The following is a 10,364-nucleotide window of genomic DNA, read 5'->3' as shown; positions in this document are numbered from 1 at the left end:
ATGACGAGCAGCGGCCAGCGCCGGGGGCGCCGCTCGACGGGCGGCGGCGGGGGTGCCGCGCGCTCGCCCGCCGCCTCGGCCCAGAGATTCTCGCTCATCCGGCGGCCCGCTTGGGTTCGGCGTCGCGCGCGGCGACCAGCGCGTGGACGAGCGGGAGCAGCTGGTCGCCATAGTCGATCGCGTCGGCGAGCGGCTCGAAACCGCGGATCAGGAAATGATCGATGCCGAGATCATAATAATCGAGCAGCGCGTCGGCGACCTGTTCGGGCGTGCCGACCAGTCCCGTCGAATTGCCCTGCGCGCCGGCCACCGCCGCCAGCCCGGTCCATAGCCGCGTATCGGCGCGGTAGCCGGCCTTGGCAGCCTCGAGCAGGCGCTGCGAGCCGGCATTGGGCGGCGCATGGCCTTCGGTCGCCGCTCCCGCCGAGGCGCGCAGGTCGCGGACCCGCTCGACGATCGCGTCGGCCTTCTTCCACGCCGCCTCCTCGGTGTTCGCGATCACCGGGCGCAGCGACAGCGAGAAGCCCGGGCGCCGGCCGTAACGCGCCGCCGACGCGCGGATCGTCGACACCGCCTCGCGGACCTGCGCCTGCGTCTCGCCCCACAGCGCATAGACATCGGCATGGCGGCCGGCGACGTCGAGTGCTGCGGGCGACGAACCGCCGAAGAAGATCGGCAGGTTGGTCGGCTTCACCGCGCTGAACCCCTGGATCACATTGTAGAAGCGCCCGGCATGATCGAACGGGGCCTCCGCCGACCATTCCTGCTTGAGGATGGTCAGATATTCGTCGGTGCGCGCATAGCGATCATCCTTGACCGAATGGTCGCCGTCGCGCGCCATTTCGGCATCGGCACCGCCGGTGATGATGTGGACCGCGACGCGGCCGCCCGACAGCTGGTCGAGCGTGGCGAGCTGGCGCGCTGCGACGGTCGGCTGGGTGAAGCCGGGACGGTGCGCGATCAGGAAACCGAGAGACGATGTGATCGCGGCGGCGTGCGCGGCGACGATCTGGCTTTCGGGCGTGTTCGATCCGAACGGGATCAAGACGCGGTCGAAACCGCCTTTCTCCTGCGCCTTGGCCGCCGCCTCGACATAGGCTTTGTCGAGCGCGCGGACGCGCGTCGCGCCGTGGATCTCGGAGGTGTCGTTGAAGCCGATATAGCCGATGAACTTGACGGGCATGGAATATCTCCTGCTGGGGTCGAAAAGATCAGATGACGAAGAAGCCGTGGGTGGCGTCGCGGGCGAGTTGGTCGACGAGGCCATATTCCCAGTCGAGATAGGCCTGCATCGCCGCCGCCGCGTTATCGGTGCCCTCATAGGGACGCTTGTAGCGATGCGCGGGATCGGGCGGCGGGATCGCGGGCGGCGCGCCGGTCTCGAGCGCGCCGTCGAAGCCGCCCGCGAGCACATAGACCTCCCAGCCCATCTGGCTGAGCCAGGAGGCAGTCATGTCCGCGCGCACGCCGATGTCGTCGGCGAGCAGGAGGCGCGCGCCGCGGACGGGCGCCGCCATGTCGGTCTCCTGGACGAGCTGGCCACCGGGATAATGGCGGAAGCCCGCGATGTGGCCGGCGGCATAGTCTTTTGAGGAACGGACATCGAAGCGGTAGAGGGTGCGCGGGCTATCGGTGGCGAGCACCGCTGCGTCGTCGGGCGTGATGTGGCGGACGCCGGCTCTATAGGCGACGGCGCGCGCCTTTGCCCGCGCCTCGTCGGCCGTACCGGGCGCAGCGCGGCGATCGGCCCCGTGCTGGAGCGCCTGCCCTGCGAGCGTCCAGCCGATCGTGCCGTTGCGCAGCGCGACGACTCGGTTGGGCACCCCGGCATTGATCAGCGACTGCGTGCCGATGATCGAACGCGTGCGCCCGGCGCAGTTGACGATGATCAGGGTGTCGGGATCGGGCGCCACGTCGCGGGCGCGGAGCACCAGTTCGGCGCCGGGGACGCTGGTCGAGCCCGGAATGTTCATCGTCGCATATTCCTCGAAGCGGCGCGCATCGAGGATCGCAATGTCGGCCTTTTCCTCGATCAGCGCGGCGACGTCTCCGGCTACCAGTGACGGCGTGTGCCGCCGCGCCTCGACCAGTTCGCCGAACGCCTTGGAATAGCTGTTGACGTCCTGGAACAGCTCGTAGCCGGCGGCACGCCAGCCGGAGAGACCACCTTCGAGGCCGGTGATGTCGGCATAGCCGAGCGCCGCCAGTCGCGCCGCCGCCTCGGCAACCAGACCCTCGCCATCGTCGTAGAGCACGATCGGCACGTCCTTGCGCGGCAGCCGCGCCTCGGCCTCGAGATCGATCCGGTCATGGGCGAGATTGGCCGCGAACAGCGGATGCGCGGTCGCGAACCGCGCCTCGTCGCGCAGATCGAGCAGCGCGATCTCGCGACGCAGCAGCAGGGCGCGGCGCACCGCCTGCGGGGTCGTGGCGCGGGTCATCGCAAGCGGTCCCAGATGTTGGGCAGCGTGTCGTTCGCATAGCCCGAGATGAAGCGTTTCGGCGTGCCGGCGGCGTCGTAGGTCGCGCGCTCGACCGCGCCGATATTGGCGCCATAGACATGGATGCTGATCGACACGCGATCGGCATGCGCGTTGCTGACGCGGTGGATGTCGCCCAGGCGCGGCGAGACCGGATCGATCTGGCCGGCGTCGATCCGGCCCTCGCCGAGGCGGCGCAACGTGCCGTTCGCCGATTGCGCGAACCGTTCGGATATCTCGGCCCCGCGCAGCACGCCGACCAGGCCCCAGACGCGGTGGTCGTGGATCGGCGTCGCCTGCCCCGGCCCTTACACGAAGCTCACCACCGAGAAACGCTCGCGGCTGTCGCAATGGAGCAGATATTGGCGGTAGCGCGCCGGATCGGGGACGGCATAGGCGTCGGGTAGCCAATCGTCGTCGGCGACAAGATCGGCGAGCAGGATCCCGCCTTCGGCGAGGATCGTCGCCTCATCGTCGCGCCGGTCGAGCAGAGCGCCGAAGTCCGTGACGAAGTCGCGCAGGCGCGCGGTGCCGGCCGGGCGCGGCAAGGCGAAGGGAGAGGCGCTCGCCATGTCAGTGCTCGCGCCCGATGAGATCGGCATAGACGCCGTCGCCGACTTCAAGTCCAAGATGACCGAGCAGCTTCGCGCGCAGCGTGCGGACGACGCCGCCGCGATGGCCGCGCACCGCGGTGATCCGCTCCTCGGCGGCGACCTGCCCCTTGTCGAGCACGAGGATACGGTCGGCGAGCGCCATCGCCTCCTCGACGTCGTGCGTCACCAGCAGCACCGCGGGCTGATGCGCGCGCCACAGCGCCAGCACCAGCGCGTGCATCTTGATCCGGGTCAGCGCGTCGAGCGCCGCGAACGGCTCGTCGAGCAACAGCAGTTCGGGCTTGCGGACGAGCGCGCGGGCGAGCGCGGCGCGCTGCGCCTCGCCGCCCGACAGCGTCAGCGGCCAGGCAGCGAGCCGATGGTCGAGCCCGACCTCGCGCAGCGCCTGCTCGGCATGATGCCGAGGCGCCCCGCCGCGCAGACCGAGCGCGACATTCTGCCAGACCTTCTTCCACGGCAGCAGCCGCGCGTCCTGGAACACGGTGGCGCGCGAGGCGGGCACGCGCACATCCTGCCCCTGGACGTCGTCGAGCCCGGCGAGCGTGCGCAGCAGCGTCGTCTTGCCCGATCCCGATCGGCCGAGCAGCGCGACGAACTCGCCCGGCGCGATCGCGAGATCGAGGTTCCGGATCACGCTGGTGTCGCCGAAGCTGCGCGTGAAATTGGCAAGCCGGACGACGGGTTCAGGGCGCGGCGTCGGGACCGCGGCCAGCGGGATACGCAGGACTTCGCTCATGACCGAGCCTCCACCAGATTGGGTCGCCAGGCGAGCGCGCGCGTCTCGACCGCGCGGACGATGAGATCGGCGCCGAGGCCGAGGATCGCGTAGACCATCAGGCACACGACGATGATGTCGGTGCGCATGAAGTCACGCGCGTTGTTGATGAGAAAGCCGAGTCCGGACGAGGCGTTGATCTGCTCGGCAATGACCAGCAGGATCACCGCGATCGACAGCGCATAGCGCAGCCCGGTCAGGAAGGACGGCAGCGCGCCGGGCAGGATGACGTGACGGATCAGCTCGGCCTGGCTCAGCCCGAAGCTGCGCGCGGCATCGACCAGCCTGACGTCGATGCCGCGAATGCCCTGATAGAGGTTGAGATAGACCGGGAAAATCGTCGCGAAGGCGATCAGCGCGATCTTGGGCGTCTCGCCGATCCCGAACCAGACGATGAACAGCGGCGACAATGCCACCACCGGGATCGTCCGCTTGATCTGCATGACCGGATCGATCGCGGCATCACCCGAACGCGACAGGCCGGCGACCAGCGCCAGCACCGTCCCGATCGTCACACCGATCGCCAGTCCGATCGCGGCCCGCCCGAACGACACGAGCAGGTTGCGCAGCAGCTCGCCCGACTGGATCATGCCGAGCAATGTCGCGATCACCGACGAGGGCGCCGCCAGCGTGCGCTCGGGGATCAGGCCGGCCCGCGATCCCAATTCCCACAGCAGCAGAAGCACGATCGGCGACAGCCAGCGCGCGCCCTTCAACTGATATGCCCATCCGGCGCCCGATCTCTGCATGGCCATTCCTCATTCGGTGCTGCCACGCGAAAGGGCCCGCGATGCGGCGTCCAATCAATTGAGATATTCTGTTGTACCCATGAGCAATCCCTATACCGGCGCCTAGGTACCGATCGACACCTTGATAATGCGGGATTCTGGCGACGCAGGATCGCCACCGATAGAAAGCCTTGCCCGGGGACAAGCCGAAGCACGCTGGTCATACCCTATTCGTTGAATAGACAATGCACATGTCCGTGAACCTGCCCACCACGCTGCTCCGCAGCTTCGTCGCGATCGTCGACGCCGGCACGATGCTCAATGCGGCAGACCAGGTGTTCCTGTCGCAATCCGCGCTCAGCCTGCAGATCAAGCGGCTCGAGGAACTGGTCCAGCAGCCCTTGTTTACGCGTGAAGGGCGGCGGCTGGCGCTGACCGCCTCGGGCACGCTGCTACTCGACTATGCGCGCCGCGTGCTCAGCCTGCACGACGAGGCGCTTCACGCAATCAGCGCCGGTTTGTTCTCGGGGCCGGTGCGCATCGGCATGGTCCAGGATTTCGCTGATACACTGCTTACCGGCGTGCTTGCGCATTTCTCGGCGCTGCACCCCGACACGCAGATTTTTGCGCGCGTCGCAGGCACCGCCGAACTGCTGGCGATGCTGGGCCGCAGCCAGCTCGATATCATCCTAGGCTATGCCGCGGCCGACGATCCCGCAGCGATCCGTGTCGCGCCGATGGCCTGGTTCGGCGAGCAGCGCTTGGCGGAACGCGAGGTCGTGCCGCTGGCGGTGCTCGAGACACCGTGCCGCTTCCGCGACGCCGCGATCACCAGCCTCCAGCGCGCAGGACGCCCGTATCGGATCGCGGTCGAGACCCCCAATCTGTCGACGATGCGCGCCGCGGTAGAGGCTGGGCTGGGCATCACCTGCCGCACCGCGATCTTCCTCAAGGCCCAGCCCTTGCTCGGCGACCTGCTGCCGCGGCTGCCCGATGTCGCCTTCATCATCGCGCAGGCGGACAGTCATGATCCGGCCAAGGCACGCCTGGCAAGCTTGGCAAGCCTTGCCGCCGACGTCGTGCGTACGCTTTAGACCGGCTCGACAATCCGTGGGTACCGCGCGATCCGCCTCGTGCCTTTCCGTTCTCCTGGGCCGGGCCGCATCCTCGGTGACTGGTGGGAGCGACCGTAGCGGGGCCAATGCGATGCTCGCCGCGGTAGCGACGCTCGCGGTGACCGCCTCGGCCTTTCCGTCCGCGCGTTCGCGACAATGCTATCGCTGCGGGAGGCTCGCGCTGAGCCACTGCGCGATCGTCGTCGCAAGCGCGACGCGGTGATCATTATAGCTATGGTCGGTGGTCATATGCACGGCGGTCGCCCCGGGACCGCCAGCCTTGCGGATCGCCGCAACGACGGCGTCGCCGTCGGCTGCCAGACCATCGTCCGAGGTCAGCACCAAGACCGGACGACCGGCCATCATCGCGGCACGCTTGGCCCAATTCCATTCCGCCGCATGCGCCTGCGCGTCGGCGGCAAGCTGGTCGACACTGGCATTGGTGTAGCTGGCTTCGTCGGCGAAGTCGGCGCGTTTCGCGGCACTCCAGCCGGCGGCCTGCGCGCTTGAGGCCATATTCGCGGCCGAGATCAGGACGTAGCCGGCGAGCGCCCTGTCGTCGCCGAGCATCACCGTATCGAAGCCGCCCATGCTGTGGCCGACCGCGACGATCCGCTTCGGATCCACCCCGTATGCCGCCGCCGCCGGCGACCGCAGCCACGCCAGCGCGGCATGCGCGTCCGCGACCGTATGGCTGAAGCTGAACGATCCCGGCGCACCCCAGACGCCGCGATAGTGGATCGCAAGCACGTTCCAGCCGGCCCGCTGCAGCACGCGTGCGAGATCGAGGTTGAGCTCCGTGCCGGGAAAGCCGTGGAGCAGCAGCACCGTCGGATGCACGCCCGCGCCGGAGGCGACGAACAGCCGGGCGGGCACGTCGACGCCATCGGTCGGATATCGGATCTGCTCGAGTCGCGCCGGATGCGCCGCATCGCGTGGCGGGTCGGCCGCCAGCGCGGCGGGCAAGGCTTGACCCACCGCCGGCGTCGCGAGGCTCAGGGCGGCGAACAGCAGAAGGCGCATGGCATGCAGCTCCGAATCGGTTGGCTGCAGACGGTAGCGCGGGGATGTTGGCGATCCTAGCGGCACCAGCGCCGGCTCGCTCGGGCCGGCAGACTGGAAGCGTCCGGGCGACCCGGCATCAAAACCGGCGGGTCGCCCTTCCCTGCTTCGCGCCGGGGGGCGCGCGATCGGCGGCCTCAGCTGACCGCCGTGAGACGATGCTTGAGCTGGCGGACTTCATCATGCCCCCGCTGGACCGCGACATAGCAGCGCTCGATGATGACGCACGTCTCGGGCGACACGGCGTCATCTCCGATGGCGCGTTCGAACTCTTCCTGAAGATAATTCTCGCCGCGCTCGATCTCCTTGATGATCGCCTCGTCGCCGCCGCCAAGCGCGCGACGCAGATCTTCGAAACCGCGATGCAGCGTGGCGGCCGCCGAACCGAAGTCGCCGGGGGTACCGCCGAGCGCACGGCTCTGATCCTGCAACACCGTCACCACCTGCCGGCGTTCGGCCGCGAGCGACGTGAACAGATCGGCATATCCGCCAGCATCGGCATGGTCTGCGGCATGATCATAGCCTTTGACGCTGTCGATCACGGTGACGATCAGGTCGTCCAGCTTCGAGATATCGGTGTTGATGGACATGGCTGCGTTCCTCTCTGGCTGACGGCACGGGTCCCAATAAAATATCGGCGCCGGGCGCGGCTAAAACGAAGCAACACTTCGCTATGCCGCATGGTCACAGAACTATTGGTAGAACGGCGCGGTTCCGGCGCGCCTATATTATGATGGTTACGGACTAATTAACCATATGACAGTAGCGACAACCCGCGTTCATCGCGCGGCTCGGCATTCCGCTCGCGACTTGCGCGGCGATAGCGGAGCATTGGCTGGGGCGGCAGGGATCGAACCTGCGAATGCCGGCATCAAAAGCCGGTGCCTTACCGCTTGGCGACGCCCCAAGGCCGGCCGGTCCTTAGCGGGGCTTTGCGCGCGAGGAAAGCCCGATGCGTGCCGCGCGTCACATCGCAGGCGCAGACTCGATCAGCGCCCGGATCGCGGCGAGGTCCGGAAGGATGGCGTGCGCCAGCGATGCCGCGTCCGCGCTCGGGGGCACCAGATCTGGGACGAGCAGCGCCATCATGCGCGCCGCTGCCGCCGCGCGCAGGCCATTGGGCGAATCCTCGACCGCGATGCAGTCGCGCGGATCGACGCCCAGCCGCCGCGCGGCGAGCAGATAGGCCTCGGGGTCGGGCTTGGGCCGTTCGACAGCGCTGCGCGTCACCACCGTGGCGAAAAAGCGCGCGAGGCCGGCATGAGCGAGGCGCTCCTCGGCGGCCGGGCTCGTCGTCGAGGTCGCGATCGCCATCGGCATCTCACGGTCCGCCAACCATTCGAGCGTGTCGCGCGCACCCGGACGCAGCGGCGTACCGGCGCGCCACAGCGCCTCGAACCGCGCGTCGGCATCGGCGTAGAAGGCCTCGATCGGGAAATGCTCGCCGAAATGGTCCCGCAACGTCCGGCTATTCTCTTCCCGATGCACGCCGACCAGATCCAGGAACAGCGCGTCGGGAAAGTCTTGGCCGATCGCATCCGCGGCGGCGCGCATCGCGGTCCGATGCACCGCCTCGGTGTCGAGCAGCGTTCCGTCCATGTCGAAAATGATGGCGGCGACGCGGCGCGGTAGCGCAGTGATGGCTGTCGGCATACAGGCGGTCCCCGCGCATCGCGACGCGATGCCGCGCTTGCCCCCGCCTAGGCAGCGGGGGTAGGCGGGTCAACATGGCCGCCCCGTCGAGCCCCGCCTCCCCGCTCTTCCTGCGCGAAGCCGAGATTCGTCGCGGTATCGAGCTGATGCACTTCGGCTATGGCCGGTTGCTCGGCGCGATCGACGAGCGGCTGGCCGCCGAAGGTCTGGGCCGCGCCCACCACCGCGCGCTGTATTTCATCGCGCGCCAACCCGATCTGACCGTGAGCGCGCTGCTGACGCTGCTGGGCATCACCAAACAGTCGCTGGGGCGGGTGATTACGGAATTGTCGACGCGCGGCCTGATCGAGACGCGCACGGGACGCGACGATCGTCGGCAGCGTCTATTGCGGCTGACCAACGCGGGGCAGGCGCTCGAGAGCGCGTTGTTCGAGATGTTGCGCGCGCGGCTGTCGGCCGCCTATGTCGACGCGGGGCCGGCCGCGGTGGCGGGTTTCTGGCTGGTGCTCGAGGGCTTGGTGCCAGCCGCCGAGCGGCCGATGCTGGCGAAGCTTCGCAGCTAGCGCTCAGGCGCCGCCAAGCGGCTTGTCGAGCACGACGAAATGCAGGTCGTCGCGCAACGGCACGCCGAAGCGGCTGTCGTCATAGGGGAAAGGTTCGGTCTCGCCTGTGCGCCGATAGCCGCGGCGTAGATACCAGGCGATCAGGCCGTCGCGGACGTTGACGACGGTCATCCGTATCCTGTCTCCCCCCCGGCTGCGCACCCAAGCCTCCGATGCGGTGAGCAACCGGTCGCCGATGCCGCCATTCTGGATCGCGGGATCGACGGTCAGCGCGCCCAGATACCAGCTCGCGTGCCCCAGCGGCTCGAGCCAGACGCTGGCGAACGGCGACGCGTCGTCGCGGCGCACGACCAGCAGGCGCGCATCGGGCTTCAGCGCGAGATCGGCCTCGATCAGCGTGACGCTGGTGCGGTCGCCGTCGATATAGGCAGCCTCGCTATTCCAGCTGGGCACCGCGCCTTTGCCGCGAAATGCGCGATTCATCAGCGCAACGACGAGCGGGATGTCGGTCGCGGTCGCGCGTTCGAGCCGCATCCTGGTCGCATCAACGCCCGACATCGCGGTCAACGCGCCGCCGCCGCCATCTCTGCATTGCGTCTCGCCGAGGCCGCGAGCACGCGGGTCATCAGCGCCACGAGCGCGGCGCCGTCGTCGATCACGTCTAGCCCAGCGCGGGTCGACCCGCCCGGGCTCGCAACGCGATCGGCGAGCCGCGAGGGGCTCTCATTCGATTGGCCGGCAAGCCGGGCCGCCCCCTCGACCGTGGCGAGCGCCAGCCGCGCCGCCTGGTCGTCCGGCAGACCCAGCGCCCTTCCCGCCTGCGCCATCGCATCGACGAAGCGGAACAGAAAGGCGGGCCCGCAGCCCGAAAGCGCGCTCGCGGCGCCGAACAGCGCCTCGTCGGCGATCCACTCGATCGCGCCGAGCGGCCGGACCAGAGCCTCGGTCTCGGCGCGCACATCGGCACCCGCCTCCCCGGCGTGCAGCAGCAGCACGCCCTCGCCGATCGCGACGGGGGTATTGGGCATGACACGCACAATGGCGCGGTGCGAAGGGAAGCGGTGCGCCAGCGAGGCGATCTCGACGCCGGCGAGCACCGAGACAAGCAGCGTCCCCGCACCGACCAGCGGCGCGAGCGCAGGCACCGCCTCGTCGAGCTTCTGGGGCTTCATCGCCAGCACCAGCACCGCCGGCATCTCGCCACCAGGCGGCGGCGCGGTATGGACTGCGACACCGTCGGCGACCGGGGCACCCGACGGGCGGATCACCGTGATGCGCGCGGGTGCGATCCCTTCGCTGAGCCAGCCGCGGAGCATCGCCCCGCCCATGTTGCCGCAACCGATCAGCCATAACGGCCCCGCGGGAAAGCTCATG

General features: G+C 68.9%; 11 protein-coding genes, 1 tRNA gene and 1 pseudogene. 2 read left to right on the top strand and 11 right to left on the bottom strand.

Annotated elements, in window-relative coordinates:
* Window positions 1-94 precede the first annotated feature (94 nt).
* From Q0326_RS08220 to Q0326_RS08200, 5 genes and pseudogenes are all read right to left on the bottom strand, one after another.
* Entirely contained in the window at window positions 95-1,183 is a 1,089-nt protein-coding gene (locus Q0326_RS08220; protein ID WP_298689021.1) for an LLM class flavin-dependent oxidoreductase, read from the bottom strand.
* 28 nt (window positions 1,184-1,211) lie between these two features.
* Complete coding sequence (locus tag Q0326_RS08215; RefSeq protein ID WP_298689019.1) at window positions 1,212-2,441, bottom strand: rhodanese-like domain-containing protein; 1,230 nt, start codon at window positions 2,439-2,441, stop codon at window positions 1,212-1,214.
* A pseudogene (locus Q0326_RS08210) lies at window positions 2,438-3,052 on the bottom strand (cysteine dioxygenase). Before Q0326_RS08210 ends, Q0326_RS08215 begins: the two are co-directional and overlap by 4 nt.
* 1 nt (window position 3,053) lies before the next feature.
* Complete coding sequence (locus tag Q0326_RS08205; protein ID WP_298689017.1) at window positions 3,054-3,830, bottom strand: ABC transporter ATP-binding protein; 777 nt, start codon at window positions 3,828-3,830, stop codon at window positions 3,054-3,056.
* Window positions 3,827-4,618 (bottom strand): ABC transporter permease, encoded by a 792-nt coding sequence (locus Q0326_RS08200; protein ID WP_298689015.1) that lies wholly within the window; start codon window positions 4,616-4,618, stop codon window positions 3,827-3,829. Before Q0326_RS08200 ends, Q0326_RS08205 begins: the two co-directional genes overlap by 4 nt.
* Window positions 4,619-4,848: 230 nt before the next feature.
* On the opposite strand from Q0326_RS08200, the gene Q0326_RS08195 reads away from it, so the two are divergent.
* Entirely contained in the window at window positions 4,849-5,691 is an 843-nt protein-coding gene (locus Q0326_RS08195; protein WP_298689013.1) for a LysR substrate-binding domain-containing protein, read from the top strand.
* A gap of 180 nt (window positions 5,692-5,871) precedes the next feature.
* Here Q0326_RS08195 and Q0326_RS08190 read toward each other — a convergent pair whose 3' ends face one another.
* The 4 genes from Q0326_RS08190 to Q0326_RS08175 form a co-directional block, all read right to left on the bottom strand.
* Window positions 5,872-6,735, bottom strand: a complete 864-nt coding sequence (locus Q0326_RS08190; protein ID WP_298689012.1) for an alpha/beta fold hydrolase — start codon at window positions 6,733-6,735, stop codon at window positions 5,872-5,874.
* Window positions 6,736-6,911: 176 nt separating this feature from the next.
* Window positions 6,912-7,364 (bottom strand): PA2169 family four-helix-bundle protein, encoded by a 453-nt coding sequence (locus tag Q0326_RS08185; protein WP_298689010.1) that lies wholly within the window; start codon window positions 7,362-7,364, stop codon window positions 6,912-6,914.
* 242 nt (window positions 7,365-7,606) lie between these two features.
* Window positions 7,607-7,681, bottom strand: a tRNA-Gln gene (locus Q0326_RS08180).
* 59 nt (window positions 7,682-7,740) lie between these two features.
* Window positions 7,741-8,427 (bottom strand): HAD family phosphatase, encoded by a 687-nt coding sequence (locus Q0326_RS08175; RefSeq protein ID WP_298689008.1) that lies wholly within the window; start codon window positions 8,425-8,427, stop codon window positions 7,741-7,743.
* 74 nt (window positions 8,428-8,501) lie between these two features.
* Here Q0326_RS08175 and Q0326_RS08170 point away from each other — a divergent pair, with 74 nt between their 5' ends.
* Window positions 8,502-8,990 carry a helix-turn-helix domain-containing protein gene (locus tag Q0326_RS08170; RefSeq protein ID WP_298689006.1) on the top strand — a complete coding sequence of 163 codons (489 nt, stop codon included), beginning with the start codon at window positions 8,502-8,504 and terminating at the stop codon, window positions 8,988-8,990.
* A gap of 3 nt (window positions 8,991-8,993) precedes the next feature.
* Here the strand turns inward: Q0326_RS08170 and Q0326_RS08165 are convergent, their stop codons facing one another.
* A complete protein-coding gene (locus tag Q0326_RS08165) occupies window positions 8,994-9,524 on the bottom strand; it encodes a GNAT family N-acetyltransferase (protein WP_298689004.1) in 531 nt (176 codons plus the stop codon).
* Window positions 9,525-9,553: 29 nt separating this feature from the next.
* Window positions 9,554-10,363, bottom strand: a complete 810-nt coding sequence (gene proC, locus Q0326_RS08160; protein ID WP_298689003.1) for a pyrroline-5-carboxylate reductase — start codon at window positions 10,361-10,363, stop codon at window positions 9,554-9,556.
* Window position 10,364: the final 1 nt, after the last annotated feature.

Source organism: uncultured Sphingomonas sp. (assembly GCF_937859915.1).
Classification (GTDB): Bacteria; Pseudomonadota; Alphaproteobacteria; order Sphingomonadales; family Sphingomonadaceae; genus Solisphingomonas.
Note: the sequence above shows the minus strand (reverse complement) of the source record. Positions and strands in the feature narration are given on the sequence as shown.